Source organism: Dehalococcoides mccartyi, from assembly GCF_001889305.1.
GTDB classification, from domain to species: domain Bacteria; phylum Chloroflexota; class Dehalococcoidia; order Dehalococcoidales; family Dehalococcoidaceae; genus Dehalococcoides; species Dehalococcoides mccartyi_A.
Genome location: NZ_CP013074.1, coordinates 614,173 through 632,938, shown reverse-complemented (window position 1 = coordinate 632,938; position 18,766 = coordinate 614,173). Strand labels below are relative to the sequence as shown.

The 18,766-nt window shown below is 45.9% G+C and carries 19 protein-coding genes; 8 read left to right on the top strand and 11 right to left on the bottom strand.

Going from position 1 to position 18,766, the window contains the following annotated elements; genetic code table 11:
* Positions 1-21: 21 nt before the first annotated feature.
* Complete coding sequence (gene tkt, locus ASJ33_RS03380) at positions 22-2,022, top strand: transketolase (protein WP_041330780.1); 2,001 nt, start codon at positions 22-24, stop codon at positions 2,020-2,022.
* The gene (gene rpiB, locus ASJ33_RS03375) at positions 2,015-2,473 is read left to right on the top strand and encodes a ribose 5-phosphate isomerase B (protein ID WP_041330779.1); all 459 of its coding nucleotides are present in this window, start codon (positions 2,015-2,017) and stop codon (positions 2,471-2,473) included. Before tkt ends, rpiB begins: the two co-directional genes overlap by 8 nt.
* Here the strand turns inward: rpiB and ASJ33_RS03370 are convergent.
* The 4 genes from ASJ33_RS03370 to ASJ33_RS03355 form a co-directional block, all read right to left on the bottom strand.
* Positions 2,470-3,132 (bottom strand): ribulose-phosphate 3-epimerase, encoded by a 663-nt coding sequence (locus ASJ33_RS03370; RefSeq protein ID WP_023652140.1) that lies wholly within the window; start codon positions 3,130-3,132, stop codon positions 2,470-2,472. The two genes, rpiB and ASJ33_RS03370, sit on opposite strands and share 4 nt — an antisense overlap.
* The gene (locus ASJ33_RS03365) at positions 3,132-3,761 is read right to left on the bottom strand and encodes a cyclase family protein (RefSeq protein ID WP_023652139.1); all 630 of its coding nucleotides are present in this window, start codon (positions 3,759-3,761) and stop codon (positions 3,132-3,134) included. The genes ASJ33_RS03370 and ASJ33_RS03365 overlap by 1 nt, the downstream gene beginning before the upstream one ends.
* Positions 3,762-3,814: 53 nt before the next feature.
* Entirely contained in the window at positions 3,815-4,678 is an 864-nt protein-coding gene (locus ASJ33_RS03360; protein ID WP_023652138.1) for a universal stress protein, read from the bottom strand.
* 138 nt (positions 4,679-4,816) lie between these two features.
* Entirely contained in the window at positions 4,817-5,506 is a 690-nt protein-coding gene (locus ASJ33_RS03355) for a DUF5343 domain-containing protein (RefSeq protein WP_023652137.1), read from the bottom strand.
* A gap of 239 nt (positions 5,507-5,745) precedes the next feature.
* Between ASJ33_RS03355 and ASJ33_RS03350 the strand changes: the two genes are divergently transcribed.
* The 4 genes from ASJ33_RS03350 (at position 5,746) to ASJ33_RS03335 (ending at position 8,849) form a co-directional block, all read left to right on the top strand.
* Positions 5,746-5,955: a hypothetical protein gene (locus ASJ33_RS03350; RefSeq protein WP_011928966.1), complete on the top strand. Its 210-nt coding sequence runs from the start codon at positions 5,746-5,748 to the stop codon at positions 5,953-5,955.
* A 61-nt stretch (positions 5,956-6,016) separates the two neighbouring features.
* A complete protein-coding gene (ftsA, locus tag ASJ33_RS03345) occupies positions 6,017-7,219 on the top strand; it encodes a cell division protein FtsA (protein ID WP_023652136.1) in 1,203 nt (400 codons plus the stop codon).
* A 32-nt stretch (positions 7,220-7,251) separates the two neighbouring features.
* Positions 7,252-8,382, top strand: coding sequence for a cell division protein FtsZ (ftsZ, locus tag ASJ33_RS03340; protein WP_012881889.1), 1,131 nt, complete (start codon positions 7,252-7,254; stop codon positions 8,380-8,382).
* A gap of 116 nt (positions 8,383-8,498) precedes the next feature.
* Entirely contained in the window at positions 8,499-8,849 is a 351-nt protein-coding gene (locus tag ASJ33_RS03335) for a hypothetical protein (RefSeq protein ID WP_023652135.1), read from the top strand.
* 48 nt (positions 8,850-8,897) lie between these two features.
* Here ASJ33_RS03335 and ASJ33_RS03330 read toward each other — a convergent pair whose 3' ends face one another.
* The 7 genes from ASJ33_RS03330 to ASJ33_RS03300 form a co-directional block, all read right to left on the bottom strand.
* Complete coding sequence (locus tag ASJ33_RS03330) at positions 8,898-9,719, bottom strand: metal ABC transporter permease (protein ID WP_023652134.1); 822 nt, start codon at positions 9,717-9,719, stop codon at positions 8,898-8,900.
* Positions 9,716-10,480 (bottom strand): metal ABC transporter ATP-binding protein, encoded by a 765-nt coding sequence (locus ASJ33_RS03325; protein ID WP_023652133.1) that lies wholly within the window; start codon positions 10,478-10,480, stop codon positions 9,716-9,718. Before ASJ33_RS03325 ends, ASJ33_RS03330 begins: the two co-directional genes overlap by 4 nt.
* Positions 10,481-10,482: 2 nt before the next feature.
* A complete protein-coding gene (locus tag ASJ33_RS03320) occupies positions 10,483-11,355 on the bottom strand; it encodes a metal ABC transporter solute-binding protein, Zn/Mn family (protein WP_023652132.1) in 873 nt (290 codons plus the stop codon).
* The gene (locus ASJ33_RS03315) at positions 11,352-11,783 is read right to left on the bottom strand and encodes a Fur family transcriptional regulator (protein WP_023652131.1); all 432 of its coding nucleotides are present in this window, start codon (positions 11,781-11,783) and stop codon (positions 11,352-11,354) included. Before ASJ33_RS03315 ends, ASJ33_RS03320 begins: the two co-directional genes overlap by 4 nt.
* 131 nt (positions 11,784-11,914) lie before the next feature.
* Positions 11,915-12,931 carry a D-alanine--D-alanine ligase family protein gene (locus ASJ33_RS03310; protein WP_041330778.1) on the bottom strand — a complete coding sequence of 339 codons (1,017 nt, stop codon included), beginning with the start codon at positions 12,929-12,931 and terminating at the stop codon, positions 11,915-11,917.
* Complete coding sequence (locus ASJ33_RS03305; RefSeq protein ID WP_041330776.1) at positions 12,903-14,222, bottom strand: KamA family radical SAM protein; 1,320 nt, start codon at positions 14,220-14,222, stop codon at positions 12,903-12,905. The genes ASJ33_RS03310 and ASJ33_RS03305 overlap by 29 nt, the downstream gene beginning before the upstream one ends.
* 140 nt (positions 14,223-14,362) lie before the next feature.
* The gene (locus ASJ33_RS03300) at positions 14,363-15,628 is read right to left on the bottom strand and encodes a hypothetical protein (protein ID WP_041330775.1); all 1,266 of its coding nucleotides are present in this window, start codon (positions 15,626-15,628) and stop codon (positions 14,363-14,365) included.
* An 81-nt stretch (positions 15,629-15,709) separates the two neighbouring features.
* Here ASJ33_RS03300 and ASJ33_RS03295 point away from each other — a divergent pair, with 81 nt between their 5' ends.
* Both ASJ33_RS03295 and ASJ33_RS03290 read left to right on the top strand, forming a co-directional pair.
* Positions 15,710-16,042 carry a YkgJ family cysteine cluster protein gene (locus ASJ33_RS03295; RefSeq protein WP_041331708.1) on the top strand — a complete coding sequence of 111 codons (333 nt, stop codon included), beginning with the start codon at positions 15,710-15,712 and terminating at the stop codon, positions 16,040-16,042.
* Positions 16,043-16,201: 159 nt separating this feature from the next.
* Positions 16,202-18,760, top strand: a complete 2,559-nt coding sequence (locus ASJ33_RS03290) for a PAS domain-containing sensor histidine kinase (RefSeq protein ID WP_023652127.1) — start codon at positions 16,202-16,204, stop codon at positions 18,758-18,760.
* Positions 18,761-18,766 lie beyond the last annotated feature (6 nt).

Genomic DNA, 18,766 nt, shown 5'->3' with positions numbered 1-18,766 from the left:
AAACGTTAAAATTAAGCACATATGTCAAATACGAAGTTAGATAGTTTATGTATAAATGCCCTTCGCTTTCTTTCGGTAGATGCTGTTCAGAAGGCAAATTCGGGGCATCCCGGAGCACCTATGGGTATGGCCGCTATGGCATATGCCCTGTGGCAAAAATTTCTCAAGCATAACCCGCAGGATCCCGTCTGGCCTAACCGTGACCGTTTTATACTCTCAGCTGGCCATGCCTCAGCTTTGCTTTACTCACTTCTCCACCTTGCCGGTTATGACTTGCCACTGGATGAGCTGAAAAATTTCCGCCAGTGGGGCAGTAAAACCCCGGGGCACCCGGAATATGGCCTGACCCCCGGCGTTGAGATGACTACCGGCCCGCTTGGGCAGGGTTTTGCCAGCGGTGTGGGTATGGCTATGGCCGAAGCCCATCTGGCCGCGGTTTTTAACCAGCCGGATTGCAAAATAATAGACCATTATACTTACGGTATAGTCTCTGACGGAGACCTGATGGAGGGTGTGGCCTCCGAAGCAGCCTCTCTGGCCGGGCATCTGGCACTGGGTAAGCTGATTTACCTGTATGACGATAATGAAATATCTATTGAAGGTTCAACAGAGCTGGCTTTTACCGAAAATACGGCTCTGCGTTTTGAAAGTTACGGCTGGCAGGTAATTGGCCCGGTAGACGGGCTTAACCCTGAGGCAGTTTCAGTGGCTATTAAAGAAGCCCAGTCAGATTCCGCCCGCCCCAGCCTGATTATTTGTAAAACAATTATCGGTTTTGGCAGCCCGAACAAGGCTGGCAAGGCCTCTGCCCATGGTGAGCCGCTGGGAACTGACGAAGTGGCCAAAAGCCGCAAATCTTTAGGGTGGGATTACGAGCCTTTTGTAATACCGCCTGAAGCTCTGGCGGAATTCCGTATGGCACTGGATAAAGGCAAAACTGCCCAGCAGGTCTGGCAATCCAAGCTGGACTACTATTCAAGCCGTTATCCCGAAAAAGCCGCCCTTTTGCAGGACAGGCTTTCTGGTAAGCTGCCCGAAGACTGGGATAAAGACCTGGATAAACTTTTTGACAAGGCTATGGCCAGTCGTGAGGCTTCCGGTTTGATTATAAATACACTGGCTTCCCGCCTGCCAGCCCTTATGGGCGGTTCAGCAGACCTTAGCCCGTCTAACAAAACTGTTATCAAAGACGGCGGTGAATATGAACTGCCGCATTATGAGGGGCGGAATATCCATTTCGGAGTGCGGGAACACGCCATGGGGGCAATAGCCAACGGGCTGGCTCTCCATGGCGGGATTATACCTTATGTTGCCACTTTCCTTATATTTTATGATTACATGCGTCCGGCGGTAAGGCTAGCATCACTTATGGGGCAAAGGGTTATTTATATTTTTACCCATGACTCTATCGGTCTGGGAGAGGACGGCCCTACCCACCAGCCTATTGAACAGCTGGCCGGTTTACGTTCGGTGCCCGGTCTGGTTACTATCCGCCCGGCAGATTCGTATGAAACAGCCCAGGCATGGAAAACAGCCATACTCCGCAAGGACGGCCCGACCGCCATTGCCCTCTCCCGCCAGAAACTGCCTCTCTTAGATAACTCGCAGGCAAATTCCGTAAACTTGTCCAAAGGGGCATATATACTGGCAGAAACAGATTCCCGCCCGCAGGTTGCCCTGGTAGCCAGCGGCTCAGAAGTAAGCATAGCCGTTCAGGCGGCTGAAATACTTAAAAACAAAGGCGTCTCGTCAAGGGTAGTATCCTTCCCTTCGTGGCAGCTTTTTGAGGCCCAACCCCGGACCTACTGCCAGAGCATCTTGCCAGCTTCCCTGCCGCGGGTAATAATAGAAGCCGGCAGTGCACAGGGATGGTGCAAATATCTGGGCGCAAACGGTGATATTATTTCCATTGACCATTTCGGGGCATCAGCCCCGGCGCCTGTGCTTTACCAACACTTTGGGCTAACCCCGGAAAATATGGCTGAAAAGGCTTTAAAGCTTTTGGAGAATGAAGATGAGTAATATCTCTGTTGCCATCGGGGCAGACCACGGCGGTTACGGCCTGAAAATAGACCTTTTACCCTTTTTAAATCAATTGGGGGCGAAGGTGCTGGATTTGGGTGCTTGTACCTATGACAGTACGGATGACTATCCTGATTTTGCTTCAGCGGTTGCCCGAAAGGTTGCCTGCGGGCAGACAGACCGCGGCATTATCATCTGCGGCAGCGGGGTGGGTGCCTGTATCACCGCCAATAAAATCAAAGGCGTCAGGGCCGGTCTCTGCCACGACGTTTATTCTGCCCACCAGGGGGTGGAGCATGATGATATGAACGTGCTTTGTTTAGGGGCAAGGGTAATAGGCATTGAAGTAGCCAAAGAGATTATTACGGCCTTTTTAAATGCCCGTTTTACCGGCGAAGAACGGCACAAACGCCGCCTTGAAAAGCTGCTTCAGGCTGAAAAAGAGGGCTAAATACCCGCTTCTTTGGCTGCATTTTTGGCCAGTTTATCCAAATACAGGTAGCTTGACTTAGGGTCAGTTTGCCGGAAGATAGCACTTCCCACGCATATATCATTTACCCCGGCCACCACAATCTCAGGTATGTTGCCCTCTTTGGCACCACCGTCCAAACCTATTTCAGTTTCGGGGAAACGGTGTCTAAACTCTTTCACCTTCAGAAGCACCTCAGGTATAAACGACGCGCCGTAAAAACCGGGAATAACCGACATGAAAAGCACCATGTCCAGCTGGGAAACCAGATAAGCAAAATCTGAAACAGGTGTTTCTGGGTTTACCGCCAATCCTGCTTTAAAACCCAGTTCCTTTATCCTGCTGATAACATATTCGGGGCGGGTTGTTGCTTCAAAATGAAATATTACTCTGAACGCGCCGTGCTGCTTGCAGTAGATAAGATATTCTTCGGGATTAATGGTCATTAGGTGTATTTCAGAGGCAAAACGGGGCTTGTATCTGCCCAGTACTTCAGGCGGAATGCTTAGCGAAGGTACAAACTGCCCGTCCATAATATCTATCTGGGCAGAAGGAGCGAAACCTTCTGACTGTTTTATCATCATCTCAAAGGCCGCAGGGTCATCTGTCAGTATGGCCGGTACTACTTTTACGTCTTTCACTAATCTCTCTCTATTAATATTACTCTGGCAGGTGCCCCATCAACTTTACCCAGTTTTAAAGGCAGGCAGTAAAGCTCATAATCACCTTCCGGTACACCAGCAAGCTGAAGGGTTTCCAGTATAACCACTCCATGGCTTAAAAGATGCCGATGCACTCCAGCCAGACCTTCGAAGTCCTCTACCGAAAGATAATCAATGCCCAGCAGGCGTACACCTATCTCGGTCAGATAACGAGCAGCCCCGATATCTATATAAGTATAGTTCCGGTCAAAATCAGGCTTATACCAAAGAGCTTCATTATCCGTAGCCAATATAAGCCGGATTACCCCCCTTAAGTCAACCTGCTCAAGCATATCACGGGTGACAGTTTTCACCCCGCTAAAGCGCAAAACACGGACATTGCCAATAAGTATCTCAAGGGGTATCTCACCTGCCCCGTCGCCATCTTCAGAAAAATGGAGGGGTGCATCTATATGGCTGCCGTTATGTAATGTCATTGTTAGGCGACTAAGATTGCTGTGAGAACCGTTCTTGATACTGTGAAGCAGTGTTATCTCCGGGCAACCATCACCCGGCCAGCTAATCATTTCAGGGCATATTTCGGGGCTGAGGTCATAAATTTTCTTCATTCCTTTTCCTCAATTAATTGTAGGAAGGAATAAAGGCAGGTGTCAAGCAAGATTTAGATGGAGTTCCGCCATAAAAGCATGGGGTGAGGGGAATTTTCAATCAAGCCGGCTGCCACGCTTCCATAATACCATTTCTCTATTCCAGAGCGGTTATGGGTGGTAAATGAAATAAGCGAGGCATTTATATCTTCGGCGGTACTTAAAATAGTTTCAGGAATATTATCTGAAATTTCCATACGGAATTCAGTTTTAATTCCATTTGACTGCAATTCGCCGGTCAGCCGTTCCAAATAGGACTGAGCCTGCTGTTTAAGTTCTTCAAGCAGTGCCTGATAGTATTCATCCCAGCTGGGCTGAATATTGGGTGAACGGTCTGAGGGTATACATGGCGGTTGAATAACAACCAGCAATGTAAGTTTACTTTTAAAATCGTGTGCCAGAATCGATACCTGTTTCAGGCAAGTCTCTGAAAAGAGTGAACCGTCCAACGGCAGTAAGATATTTTCAAAAAGTGCCTTGCCCGGTTCATAACCTTCTTTTACCAATAATACCGGCAGTTTGGTAGATTTAATAAGCTTTTCGGATACACTACCCAGTACCATTTTCTTAATTCCGGTATATCCATGAGAAGCCATACACAACAGGTCAATACTATTATCAGTTATACATTTTAAAATAAGCGGCAGCAACTCACCGCAAAACATTTTTCCGCTAGCTTTTATGCCTTTTTCCCTTAATTCGGCAGATTTAGCATCTAAATATTTCTGTCGTTCATCAGTAATTTTAGGTTTGGGATCACATATGCTTACCAGTAACAGTTCGGTTTCAGAATCTTTGGCCATAAGTTCAGCTACCGGAAGAGTCTTTTCGGCTATTTTTGTACCATCCAGGGTTACCAGTATGCGTTTAAAATACATCTTCTGCCCTCAAAAGTTCTCAGAAGATTATACCCTATACATCTAGCCTGTGGAGTATTTTTTTAAAATGTTTTTTAATATCTCAAAATAGAACGGGGGCGTACAATCAAAATCTAGAGGATAGTACTGGTTTTAGAGTCAGGTCTTTGACACTTTTTTAAGCAAAACATCAAAAGCCTCAAACCATTTCACCTTAACTTCATCCGTCCAAGCCGGATCAAAAGTGGGGAATTTACCAAGCAATACCCTATCCATATCTGCATTATCTGGAACTTTCACTGTACTATCTGGTATTAGAACATGCGAAGCAGTCCTTGGCACTATTTTACGCTGAACCTTTTTAGTACCAATTCCAGATCTTCCGGTGCGTGATTTCTTAGTAACAAAAGGCGAAATAGGAATATCAGCATCTTCAGCCAACCCTAAAAAGAACTTGATACACTTGCGGACCACATCATCCGCTACTTTAAAGCTATTATGGAAGAGTTCTTCCAACTGGGCATAAGTGAGAGACTCCGAGTCTGCAGACGAATTAAAAACAAATTCATACTTTTCAAGGGTTATCTGTCTAAGTATCAGAGTTCTGTCTTCTCCCCTGGCATCTACCAGGCGACGCAATTTTTCTCTGGGCATACCTTCATCGTCTGCCAAACCCAAAAAACGCAGGGCAGACATAAGCTGAGTACCGGTACTGCCAGACCATTTATCCCCCCAGAAGCTGCGGTCAAGACGGGATGGAATGGCTTCCTGTAAGCCTAAAAGAAAGTTCAAAAAGGTCCGGTATGATACATATGGGGGTAAGGGTTTTGAGCCTTTCAGATTAGCCATTTCTCCTCCGTCCAGATATTCTATTCCACAAATTCTGAAATAGCAAGAATTTTATCTGTTTTATTACATATTCCAACCACGGATTAACTGGTATTCCTAAGGACATTTTTTATCATAGTTCCAAGTGTTCTAATTCCAGCTAGAATATTCCAAAATTATTTTGGACTAAATTTGACGGGTATATTTGGAACGGACTAATATGTGGCACAACTGAATCTTCAAAGGGAGGGAAAATACCTATGGGGACTGCAATTGAGTATCAGAAGCTGATGACGGAGATTGTTCATATCAATCTACCCGGTCCAGCCGAGCCTATGCCCGGCATGAGTGGCGGTGAACTTCTGCATGGATTCCTTGCTGAATTATACCGCGCACCCAGCACTGATTCAAAAGCTTTTATTGAGTCACTATCCGGTAAGTGGAATGTCCATTTTCGCCATGTCAAATAGGTAACTACCTATTATATATAGGGGGTTGCCAGGGGATAAAAAATGAGGGAGAGGCAATAAAATGAAAAGGAGACAGATAGCAGCCATAGACGTAGGTACAAGTAAAATCTGTACCGTTATGGCTGACACCGAAAACGGAGACCTGCGAATACTGGGTGTAGGGGTAGTCCCCTCCCGTGGTATGCAGAAGGGTATGGTGGTTAACCTTAATGAAGCCAAAGAAGCCATCCGTGAGTCGGTAAGCATGGCAGAGAGAACTGCCGGTTATAAACTCAAATCCGCCTTGATAGGCGTGACCGGAAAACATATCAACTCAAAAAACAACCGCGGGGTTATCAGTATAACCCGCAATGACCACCTGGTGCGCCAGAGTGACCTGCAAAGGGCTATAGATATTGCCAGCAGCATCACCATGCCCCAGGACAGAAAAGTACTTCATATCATCCCCCGCAATTATTCGGTGGATGGACAGGAAGGCGTCAGTAATCCGGTGGGCATGCATGGCTTCCGCCTGGATGTTGAAACCCATATTATTACCGCCGCTTCCAATTCAATTGAAAATTTAACCAAGTGCATCCGTGCTGCCGGCGTAGAGATTGATGACCTGGTCTTCAATCCTTTGGCCAGTGCTGAAGCAGCACTAACCGATGAAGAACGCGAAAAGGGCGTTATTCTGGCTGATATCGGTGGCGGCACTACAGATATAGCTGCTTTTAAAGGCAACAGCATCTACCACACATCGGTCCTGCCCATTGCCGGTGCACAGGTAACCCATGATATTTCTGTGGGCTTGGGCATACCCTTTGAAATGGCCGATGATATCAAACAGAGATACAGTAGTGTGGTACCCGGTGAATGTAATGACGCAAACTTTGTTGAAAGCGGACATACCTTCTCTTACCCTGACCTTTGCGAAATTGTCAGAATGCGGGTTGAGGAACTGCTTCGCCTTATTATCCTTGAGTTACCCAGCGATGATTATTCCAAGATGGTACCCTCCGGGCTGGTAATAACCGGCGGTACTGCCAACCTCCCCGGCATTGCAGAGCTTGGCAGCGAAGTACTGCGGCTCCCGGTACGGGTAGGCACTCCCCCCAATTTATTTGGCGTATCAGATATTTTAAATGACCCTGCCTGTACCAATGTTGTTGGCATGCTGCTTTGGAGTATCAATAACCGGGATGCCTCAAAAAGCCACCCCGCACCTGAAGAAAGTGCCAAAGGCGGCTTTATATCACGAATGTTTGGTAACCCAAAAAACTAACGAAAGGATAATAGTTAACAAAGGATAATAAAATGTCAAAAAAAGTATATGTACCCAGTGGCGCAAAAATTAAAGTTATCGGGTGCGGTGGTGCAGGCAGCAACGCCGTAACCCGCATGGTTCGGGATAACATCCAGGGAGTAGAGTTTATAGCCGTCAATACCGATGCCCAGCATCTGGCTATCACCGAAGCCGCTACCCGAATCCAGATTGGTGAACGCTGCACCCGCGGACTGGGTGCCGGCGGTAACCACACCATGGGCAAAGCCGCTGCCGAAGAAAGCATGAGTGAGCTCAAAGAAAACGTAATGGGCGCTGACATGGTCTTTGTGACCGCCGGTATGGGTGGTGGTACGGGCACTGGCTCAGCCCCCGTAGTTGCCAAAATAGCCAAGGAATCAGGTGCCCTGACCATTGCGGTATGCACCAAGCCTTTCTGTTTTGAAGGCGCTCACCGCATGCAAACCGCCGAAGAAGGTATAAATAATATAGTAGACAGCGTGGATACGCTTATCATTATCCCCAATGACCGCCTGCTGGATATGGTTGACCAGAAAACAGGGGTTGACGGGGCTTTTAAACTGGCTGACGAAGTTCTGTGCAACGGCGTCAAAGCTATTGCCGAAGTTATCACCGTTCCGGGTATCATCAACCTGGACTTTGCAGATGTAAAAGCCGTCATGAAAGACGCCGGCCCGGCCTGGATGTCTATCGGCAAAGGCGCCGGTCAGAACCGGGCTGCCGATGCTGCCAGAGCCGCTCTGGCCAGCCCCCTGCTGGATATAGCAGTTGATGGTGCCATGGGCGTTATTTATAACGTATGCGGCGGCGAAGACTTATCCCTTATGGAAGTAAACTCTGCAGCAGACGTTATCCGCCAAGCGGTTGACCCTGAAGCTAATATCATCTTTGGTGTAAGCACTGACCCCCGTATGGGCAAGGAAGTGCAGATAACTCTGATAGCCACCGGCTTTGCTACCAAGGAAAGCATGCTTTCCAACAATCATGAAAAAGAAATGACCCGTATGATGAAAGGGCTGCGCAGCAAAACCCAGGAAGAACTGGAAGTGCCTTCGTTTATGCGCTATCGCTCCGCTCAGCCTTCCATCCGGAAACCGGCTCCTCCCGCCCATCAGGCCCCGCCGCGTTTCTTAAGCAGATAATATTCTACATTTTTATATCTTGAAAGAGAGTGGCAGGTTGAACTCCCTCCCCTGCCACTCTCTAGACATTAAAGTCTGCAAAGCTAATGAGGGTTGACATAGATAAGGAAACGAAGATGGAACTTGATGAGTTTCTGAAACAAAGTGCCGTAGATTACACCAGCCGCCAGATAATCCTTCTTTTCAGCAAACACCCTTTTGCCCGTTTTGACCGCTCTGCCATTGCCAGCACTATAGAAGGCGGAAGCGATATATTGCCCACCCTCCAGTCACTGGTTTCAAGCGGCATAATCAAGCTCTGCCAAAAGGGCGGGGCTGAACTCTATTACCTGACCAGTGAACCTGACCTCAGGGATATGGTAACCCGCTTGGGGAATATGGAATGGAAGCAGCAACAAAATTTTTCCAGACGCAAGCTGATTGGACTGAATGTCTTTCCCCAAACCAGACCTCTGGGCACACGCTAGTTTTTTAACAGAGAAGAGGGGGTTTTATTCGTAATGAATACAGCCGGTTTAATCTGAAGCCGGCTTTTGCTTCTTTTTGCCTTTGAAAACCAAAACCGCCAGAAATACTGCCACACTGAAGAGTATAATAGTGGCTCCGGAAGCAAAGTCCAATACATATGAAAGCCACAGACCGCCCAAACAGAAGACCATCCCAAACCCTATTGAAAACAGCATCATTTTAAAAAGGTTGTCTGTAAAACGGCGGGCTACTGCTGCCGGTATAGTCAGCAAAGCAATTACCAGTATTATGCCCACTACCCGTATCAGCATTACCACTGTCAGAGCTATCAGCCCAAGCATTATTATATACAAAAAACCGGTAGGCATACCGCTTACACGGCAAAACTCTTCATCAAAAGATACCCCCAGAAATTCCTTATAGAAAAACCAGACTACCCCTATTATCAGTGCATCCAGCACCAGCATAAGGAGCAAATCTGAAGACGGCACTGTCAGGATATTGCCGAAAAGATAACTGAATAAGTCCGGGGCATAACCGGGTGTCAGCCCTATAAAAATAACACCCAGAGCCATACCCAAAGACCAGAGCATACCGATAACCGTATCTTCACTTATACGCCCCCGGCGGGTAATGGCACCCATACCGGCTGCTGCCAGCAAACTAAACACCAGTGCGCCCAACACAGGGTTAATACCCAACAGATATCCCAACCCTATTCCTCCAAAGGAAGCATGGGCAATACCGCCGCTGATAGATGCCAGTTTTTTGACCACCACATAACTGCCAATAATCCCGCAGCCTATGGCCGCCAGCAGACCAGCCCAAATAGCATTCTGGATAAAACTGTAACCCAAAGCCTCTATCATTCGTGTTCCTTTAATACCCTGTGCGGCACTTGTCCATGTGCAATAAGCTGAATCGGGCAATTGTAAGTTTCTGCCAAATCTTCAGCGGTCAATCCCTCTTCGGCATGGTGGTATGATAAATGTTTATTTAAACAAGCAATATCATCTATACAAACTGCCACCGCACTGATATCATGGGTAACCATAATAATAGTCATCTCTTTTTTCAATGATTCCAAAAGTTCATACAGCCCGGTTTGCATGGCGGCATCTACCCCGGCAGTCGGTTCATCCAGGATAAGCAGTTTCGGCTGATTAACCAACGCCCGCGCAATAAATACCCTCTTTTGCTGACCGCCTGAAAGCTGGCCAATCTGTCTGTTAGCAAACGGCAGCATACCTACTTTATCCAGATACTCCTTAGCCAAGGCCACATCTTCCTTACGGTAACGGTGAAACAACCCGCATTTGGAATACCTGCCCATGAGTACCACTTCCAAAACACTTATGGGAAAATCACGGTCAAAAAGATGGTATTGGGAAACATAACCTATTTCCGGCCTTGCATCTTCAGGGCTCTTGCCAAGCACCTGTATAGTGCCGCAATCAGGCTGGATGAGCCCCAAAATCAGCTTCAAAAGAGTAGTTTTCCCGCCGCCATTCGGGCCTATAATCCCCAGCATCCGTCCTGCGGGCTGGGAAAAATTAATATCTTCCAGTACAGTGAGACCATCAAAACCGGCACTCACTCCATTGAGCACCAAGGCAGGTACAGCAGGCATACTCAGCTCATAACCTCTTGCATTTGCTTGTAAATAAACTCCATATTAGTTATGTAATCTTCTGCCAAAGGGTCAATCATCACTACCCTGCCGTCTATTTCAGCAGCAATAGCCTCTGCACTTCGGCTGGAAAACTGGGGCGAAGCGAAAACAATACTGATATTGTTTTGTATAGCCAAATCTATTATTTCTATCATCTGCTGGGGGGTGGGTTCTTTTCCCTCTATCTCAATGGAAAGTTCTTTCAAATTATAATCTCTGGCAAAATAAACCCAAGCTGGATGAAAGACCAAAAAAGTGCGGTTGTAAAGGTGACTGAGGGCCAGGGTTATTTCGTTATCCAGCTGCCCAAGCTTTGCCAGATAAGCATCTCGGTTGGCTGCGTAATAACTCTGATTTTCAGGATCCAGACTCATCAATCCCAAAGTGATATTTTTAACCATCTGGATAGCGTTACGGGGTGAAAGCCAGATATGCGGGTCCGCCCCACCGTCTTCGGAACTACGCTCCAGGGTAATATTTACCGAGCTGTCTACAACCAGCATAGAGTTATTTAACGACAATATCTTTGAAAGCCAGTTTTGTTCAAAACCAAAATCAGAACCCAATTTCACGTACATATCTGACTGACTGATATCTACCATCTGCGAAGGAAGCGGCTGATATGTATGGGGCTCGGCTCCGGGAGGAACCATGAGCACTACTTCTGCCTTATCCCCGGCAATTTGCTGGGTAAACTCTTTAAGCGGTACTATGCTGACTGCAATTTTCAATTTATCTGCAGAAGATGATTCTTCCTGACAGCCAGCCAAAAGGAAACTGCTCAAAAGTGTAACCCCCAAAGCCACACCCAAAAATAATGTCCTGTATTTCATACCTTACCAGTCTCCTTCTGACAATTCCGGCACCGCCCTATAAACTCCAGCAAATGGGTATCAATGGCAAATCCTGTCTGCCGGGATAAATTTTCTGTAATTTCTTGAAGCCCGCAACCCTCTACATGAACAACTTGGCCGCAACCGGAACATATCAGATGATGATGGTGGGAATCTATACGTTTAAGCAGGTAACGATGACAATTTCCGGCGGTATGGAGCTCACAAATAAGGCCCAGCTCAGCAAGAAGCTGCAATGAACGGTACACAGTAGCCATACCGGTTGACGGTTTATCTGACTGTACCAATTTATGCACTTCGGCTGGACTTAGCGGCTGGTTTGCGCTGGAAAGCACCTTCAAAACGGCCTGCCTCTGGGGAGTTATCTTATATTTATTTTGGCGTATGCGGCTTTGAATAGTTGACACGTAAATCCTTCTAAATGATACCTTTTCTCAATTATAGCTTCGGCTTTTTGAAATATCAAGACATGCCAACATAATGGTCCCCAATTAAAAAGCCTCCCGAAGGAGGCTTGGACATAACCGCTATAGCAAACTTAGAGCAGGCAGTTCTCCGCTAACAGATTGTGGCGAACCATTGCCGTGTTAAGTATTTTTAACACCAACTCTGCATGGCTGATACCCAATTTAGATACCATAATCGGCAAATCCCCGCTGACAGGGTTAAGACCGGGCAACGGGTTTACCTCCAGAAAATACGGCACGCCGTCAGGGCTTATTCTGAAATCCATACGGCACAGGTCACGACATTCCAATACTTTATACGCATCCAAGGTGGCTTTTTCAATCCGCGCCAGAGTTTCCCCGGGTAAAGCCGCCGGAACTTCATATTCCACCATCTGCCGCCAGTTGCGCTTAACCTCTATAGAGTAAACAAAATAATCAGTCTTAGTTTTAGGCACAACCCGCATTATACCCAAAACCTCGGGGGAGGTGTTGCCTATAACCCCTACTGTAATCTCTTCACCGTTTATAAATTCTTCTATTAAAACAGGCTGCTCATAGGTAGTCAGCAGATCCGCAGCCATACTCATTATCTCGTCAATACTTTCGGCACGTGAAGCAAACCTTACACCCTTGCTTGACCCCTCACAGGCGGGCTTCAAAAAAGCCGGCAATGGAAATCCCGACCAGTCTATAGCAGAAAGCTCTTCACAGTTGTTTACCAATTGCCATCTGGCAGTCTTTATACCTGCACTGGCTACCAGTTTCTTGGTGAGAGGTTTGTCCAGACAGATTGCAAGTGTCTGCGGATCTGAACCTGTGTAAGGTATATCTAACATCTCTAAAATACTGGGGATTTGAGCTTCGCGGCTGCGGTAATTACCCAACCCTTCGGAAATATTGAAAACAAGGTCAAGTTTCTGTTCCTGCACCCTGCGTAAAAATTCTTTGCCCCCGCCCAAGCGGTAAACGGTATGACCCGCTGCCTTCAAGGCGGTTGTTATAGCCTCTACCGTTTCCGGTGAGTCATATTCTTCCAACGCATCATCAGGGCCGCCGGCAACCGGTTTTAATGCCTGTTTAAGATCGTATGACAGCCCTATTTGCATTTGCTTCTCCATTTATTTTGGCGGCAGTTTTCACATTGACGGTATTCACTTTATTGCCTAAAACCTTGTGACCAACTGGATTTTTAAAACGGATTATATCCCCTTTATAATTACGGATTATATATTCGTCAGCCTGTTTATCCAGCACATAGTCCGGCTGGACAGTAATCTTGCCGCCACCCCCGGGCAAATCTATGACATAATTCGGTACAGCCAAACCGGAGGTATAACCACGCAAACCCTCAATAATACCCACCCCTGTTTCAATAGTGGTATGGAAATGTTCTGTCCCTTGTACGTTATCACACTGGAACAGATAATACGGACGGACCTTGCTCATCAGGAGTTTATGGCACAGAGATTTTTGAATAGCCACACTGTCATTTATGCCTTTTAAAAGCACAGACTGGTTATTAACAGGCACACCTGCTCTGACCAAACGGTCACAGGCACGGCGGGATTCTTCTGTAATTTCATTAGGGTGATTGTAATGGGTATTAAGCCAGATAGGCCCGTACTTGGAAAGCATATTACAAAGTTCATCATCTATCCGCTGGGGCAAAACGACAGGATAGCGCGTGCCTATGCGGATTATTTCCACATGGGGTATAGAACGCAAAACCGAAAGGACACTCTCTAAACGAGATGTGGATAGAGTCAAAGGGTCACCGCCGGATATAATTACATCTCTGATAACAGGATTTTGGCGTATATAAGCCAGCATGGCATCTATCTCAGCCTGAGTGTGCACCCAACCACCATTTTTCCACTCTCTTTTACGGGTACAGTGGCGGCAAAGCACCGGACAAATATCAGTCAGTACCATAACCACTCGGTCAGGATAGCGGTGTACCAGCCCCGGCACTACCGAACTATGCTCTTCTCCCAAGGGATCAGAACAACAATGGGCATCAAAACAAAGTTCCGCTGTGTCAGGCATAAGCTGAAGTTTTACAGGATCATTAACATTATCAAAATCTATCAGACTGAGATAATACGGAGTAGCAGACAAGGGGAATACTGCAGAAACCGAATCCATATCCCGGTATTCTTCTGCAGACAAATGAAAAAACCTTGCTATTTCTGCTACAGAAGTAACACGGTTCTTGAATTGCCAGTGCCAGTCATTCCAATCCTGGTCACTTACCTTGGGGAAATATTTAAGTCTAAATTTCTTAGTTTGGTTAAGCCTACTGGGAGGCTCATCATCTACCTTACCACAAGTTTCAACTGCACCTGAGCCAAGAGGGTCATCCGATTGTTTGTTTTCGTTTTTTTCAGTAGTGGTCACGTTAGGCTTGAAGCCTCCTTAACAATTTATGGCGGTTACCACAGGTACACGTCACTATGAGTATTATTCTACACGAAACATAGCTACTGTCAAGGAAGCCCAAACGTAAGGCAAGAGGTGGCAAAAAATATTTTTTAGAGCTAGCGGCGGTTCCGAATAGTCCACCACATAAACACTACGATAGCGATAAGCCCCGCTCCCACCCCAACAACCAAACCCAAATTCTGAACCAGTGAAACCCTGCCAAAAACACTTGCTTCAGACCAGTCCCCTGCGTTACCGGCACCGTCAACCGCTTTAACACGCCAGTAGAAATTTGCAGCCTCAGAACTGTTTATATCTTCGTTATCGGTTAATATGTACTGGCTGGTTTTTATACCTTTTATCTCCAGCAATATACCGCTAAACCCGCTGTCAGAAGCTATCTGCAAAACATACTCCACACCGCTTGCATCGCTTACCCCTTCCCAGCCAAAGATAAACGGATAACTCAGCGCCTCACCTGAAGCAGGCAGTGTGATAACTGGTGCGGCCGGAGGTGTATTTTCCAACCAGATTTCACTCACAATACGGTTTTGCCCATCATCTAATATCAGGGTATGCGAAGCAGCTACACTGGATGGGATAGTGATTTGAACTGAAAAAGTACCGCTGCTATCTGTAAATGCCTTCAGCAAAGAAATCCCGTCATACTGCAAATCTACCTGCCCATTAGGTTTAAAGCCTTTGCCGGAAATGTTCAGTTCCGTACCCACGTCCAGCAGCTTGCCCAAACCTATTTCGGGGTTAATATCCAGCCAGACGTTAGTTTTTAAACTCTGACTATTTATGTATTCCCCCTGACGCACTTCCACCAGGTAAATACCTGCAAAGCGTTCAGGAACTGTAAAACTTACCGAAAAACTTCCTGTAATATCAGCCTTAACAACACCGGGTACTACAGTCAGCGGGGTATCATTGTAATAAAAACTGACTGCAGTTAAAGGGGTAAATCCTGTGCCATTTATGTTAACAGTCTCGCCAATGGCCGCCTCAGATTTAGACAGGTCAATCCAGCTTTCAACCAAAACCAACCCGCTGCCCATGTTGTAATCCGCATCCAAAGCCTTTACAACATGCAATCCACGTCCTGATGGCGGAACAATAAAGCTGAGAGTAAACTCACCCAGTTGATTAGTCGCCCCAATGGCAACTTCCTCATCATCAAAAAACAGCTTTACATCACTCTGGCGCAAGAAATTTTGACCATAAACCGTAAGCTCTGTGCCTACTTTGATAATAGTATCAGAAAAAAACAGCTGCCCTTCCAGAGCAGCCCTGTTTACAGAGGGAGTAGCAAAAAACATTGCTACACTTATAACCAGAGTAGCTAAAAGTCTAATTATGTAGTCTTTTTTCATTTTCATGCTTTACTGATTATATCACTTACACGTGAGTAATCAACATCACCTTGATAATAGCACAAACCGGCATTTATAATGAAGTACATGAACGATATAGCAAATACCGATGTTTTCGAATGCAGGCGCTGCGGCAACTGTTGCCTTCACTTTCAGCCCCACTTGGAAATGGACGAAGCCCAAAGCATTGCCAAGCATCTGAGTCTTAGCCTTGAAGATTTCAAGGAAATATACGCCGATAAACGCTGGCCGGGACACCGAACCATGCTTATACGCCATAATGAGAATGGTTGTATTTTTTTAGGACGCGGGATAGACAACTTATCCCTGTGTACCATCCATGATTTCAAGCCGCAAGCCTGCCGTGACTATCAGCCCAGTTTCAAGCACCGCGAATGCCGCGAAGGCCTGATGTTTTAATGCCTTTTGTCATTATTTATCCGAAGTAAGGCTCTTTTTTTGTCAAAACACATGACAAATGGACATTCCTCCTGCTATACTGAAATTGGTCATACCTGAATATACCTGAGGCCTCTGCCCTGCTCCTGTAACAAAATATAGGTTAAAAAGCGTAAGGATATGGAAGATCAGTATAAATCCTGCCGCACAACTGCAGAGCAAAGTGTTTTGCCCGAAAGTGTAAACCTGACCGAGATACTTTCCTTGATAGAAAGTACCCGAAATCTGTTTTTTATATTCGAAACCTCACCCAAGCCACGCTTGACTTATGTCAGTTCAAACTCATCCGCTATCAGTGGTTATTCCCCTGCCGAATACCTCTCTAACCCTGCTCTGATGAAAGATATATTTAAAGCCGCCGGTTTGAATACCGATACCCAAAAGCTCCCTCAATTTAAAACATCTTCAAGACCTATACCCTGCTATATCCCCTGCAAAAATGGCTTCCCCCTTTCGGCAGAATTATTATGTAAACTTTTCTCAGATAAACTGATTTGTGTTATACAGTGTCAATCTCAGGTTCAGCATAATCCGGATTATCCGGTTTTTCCGGATAAAACCCTGCCTGCCCTTCCTCTGGTAATGGGTTTCCAGCCTGACGGTAAACTGATATTTGCTAACCAGATATTTGAGGAAATAACCGGTTATTTTTTAAACGAAATTGCCGGTGATAACTGGAAATCCTGCGGCTTATTCAGCAGTGAAGCAGCTGACCTTATTAACCAAATGCTTCAAGACACCAAAACAGACAGCACCCAACCTGTTGAGATTAGGCTGACACTTAAGAATGGCCAAACTTGCTGGCTTTCCGTTTACAGCCGGATAATTAACCGGAATACCAGCTCGCCATATCTGCAGCTATCAGCCAGAGATATCACAATCTGCAAAAGATCTGAAAAAATATTGCTCCTGACCAGATTTGCAGTGGAACGAACCACAGATGCCATATTCTGGACCGATTCCGAGGGTAATTTTGCAGATGTAAACCAATCAGCCTGTGACTCTCTCGGCTATAAACGTGAAGACTTGCTAAAATTAAACGTAACAGATATAGACACTTTTATAACCAACCGGACTGATTGGATAAGGCACTGGGAGAAACTTAAAAATAGTACCCGTCTAAACTTTGAATCCACACACCGAAACAAACGCGGTGAAGAAATACCGGTGGAAATCAACGCTAACTATATGCAATATGACGGAGTGGAATACAATATAGCCGTAGTTAGAGATATCAGACTGCGCAAAGAGGCTGAAAAACACCTGAAATTCACCTCCTTTTCGGTCGAACATTCGGCAGATTCCATTCTGTGGGTCAACCAAAAAGGACATATAATAGCCGCAAACAAGGCCGCCTGCCAGTCACTGGGTTATACCCATACAGAAATCCGTAATTTAACAGTGAAAGATATAAATCCCGTATGTATTTCAGAAAAATGGGCAACCCTCTGGGGCAGATTAAAAAATGATATCAAATTCTCGGTAGAATCCGTCCAATTTACTAAAAGCGGCCAGCAGATACCCATTGAAGTAATGTGTAACTTTCTGGAGTTTGAGGGAGTTGATTATTGCTGCGCGGTATTAAGGGACATAACGGAACGGAAAAAAGTGGATGCCAAGTTGTTACATGCGGCAGAAGAATGGCGAATAACTTTTGATAATATATCCGATATAGTATTTCTTTTGGACAATGATTTTAATATCCTGCGGGCAAATCGGGCTTTTACAAATACCCTTAACTGCCAGCCGCAAGATATCCTGAACAAGAAATGCTACCAAGTGCTTCACCATAAAGACTGCCCCAAAGAAAGCTGCCCCAAGCTGATAGTTTCCAATACAAAAAAAACCCAACACATTAATTATTTTGAGGAAAACATTGAGAAGCATTTTCAGGAAACAATTGACCCTATTCTGAACACAGACGGGCAGTCTCTGGGAACCATACACACTATAAAAGATCTCACCGAGCATCATAAAATAGCCGCCCAGCTGATGATAACTGACCGGCTGGCTTCAGTGGGTGAAATGGCTGCCGGCCTGGCTCATGAACTTAATAACCCACTGACCAGTGTTTTAGGATTTTCAGAGCTGATTCAGGAAAAAGACCTGCCGGAAGATTTAATGCATGATGTTCAGATAATCAGTCAGGAAGCTCAGCGGGCAGCTGATATTATCCGGAACCTGCTTACCTTTGCCCGCCGCCATGAGCAAGCCAGAGACTGGGTGGATATGAATCAGGTAATCAAAAAAGTACTTGCTATCTGCAACTACGGGCAAAAAGTTAATAATATCCAGATGGTTACCAATCTGGATCCGAATCTGCCAGAGATTAAGGCAGATTATTTCCAGATGCAACAAGTACTATTGAATATAGTCATAAACGCCGAATATTTTATAACCCAAGCGCATGGGGAAGGTACGATAGTCATCACAAGCTGCAGGCTAGATAACAGTATCCGGATATCTATTGAGGATGATGGTCCGGGTATGTCTGAAAACGTCCTAAAACATATATTTGACCCTTTCTTTACCACGAAAGAAGTAGGCAAAGGTACTGGATTAGGACTGTCTATCGGGCATGGTATAATCACCCAGCATGGTGGTAAACTGTACGCAGAAAGTTCCGAAGGTAAGGGTGCTACCTTTTTTATAGAGCTTCCAATCAACCAGCCAGATTAAAAACCG

What these genes read in the sequence shown, in the direction of transcription:
- tkt (WP_041330780.1), top strand. Translation starts at nt 22, where the DNA reads ATGTCAAATACGAAGTTAGATAGTTTATGTATAAATGCCCTTCGCTTT.
- rpiB (WP_041330779.1), top strand. Translation starts at nt 2,015, where the DNA reads ATGAGTAATATCTCTGTTGCCATCGGGGCAGACCACGGCGGTTACGGC.
- ASJ33_RS03365 (WP_023652139.1), bottom strand. Translation starts at nt 3,761, where the DNA reads ATGAAGAAAATTTATGACCTCAGCCCCGAAATATGCCCTGAAATGATT.
- ASJ33_RS03360 (WP_023652138.1), bottom strand. Translation starts at nt 4,678, where the DNA reads ATGTATTTTAAACGCATACTGGTAACCCTGGATGGTACAAAAATAGCC.
- ASJ33_RS03355 (WP_023652137.1), bottom strand. Translation starts at nt 5,506, where the DNA reads ATGGCTAATCTGAAAGGCTCAAAACCCTTACCCCCATATGTATCATAC.
- ASJ33_RS03350 (WP_011928966.1), top strand. Translation starts at nt 5,746, where the DNA reads ATGGGGACTGCAATTGAGTATCAGAAGCTGATGACGGAGATTGTTCAT.
- ftsA (WP_023652136.1), top strand. Translation starts at nt 6,017, where the DNA reads ATGAAAAGGAGACAGATAGCAGCCATAGACGTAGGTACAAGTAAAATC.
- ftsZ (WP_012881889.1), top strand. Translation starts at nt 7,252, where the DNA reads ATGTCAAAAAAAGTATATGTACCCAGTGGCGCAAAAATTAAAGTTATC.
- ASJ33_RS03335 (WP_023652135.1), top strand. Translation starts at nt 8,499, where the DNA reads ATGGAACTTGATGAGTTTCTGAAACAAAGTGCCGTAGATTACACCAGC.
- ASJ33_RS03330 (WP_023652134.1), bottom strand. Translation starts at nt 9,719, where the DNA reads ATGATAGAGGCTTTGGGTTACAGTTTTATCCAGAATGCTATTTGGGCT.
- ASJ33_RS03325 (WP_023652133.1), bottom strand. Translation starts at nt 10,480, where the DNA reads ATGCCTGCTGTACCTGCCTTGGTGCTCAATGGAGTGAGTGCCGGTTTT.
- ASJ33_RS03320 (WP_023652132.1), bottom strand. Translation starts at nt 11,355, where the DNA reads ATGAAATACAGGACATTATTTTTGGGTGTGGCTTTGGGGGTTACACTT.
- ASJ33_RS03310 (WP_041330778.1), bottom strand. Translation starts at nt 12,931, where the DNA reads ATGCAAATAGGGCTGTCATACGATCTTAAACAGGCATTAAAACCGGTT.
- ASJ33_RS03300 (WP_041330775.1), bottom strand. Translation starts at nt 15,628, where the DNA reads ATGAAAATGAAAAAAGACTACATAATTAGACTTTTAGCTACTCTGGTT.
- ASJ33_RS03295 (WP_041331708.1), top strand. Translation starts at nt 15,710, where the DNA reads ATGAACGATATAGCAAATACCGATGTTTTCGAATGCAGGCGCTGCGGC.
- ASJ33_RS03290 (WP_023652127.1), top strand. Translation starts at nt 16,202, where the DNA reads ATGGAAGATCAGTATAAATCCTGCCGCACAACTGCAGAGCAAAGTGTT.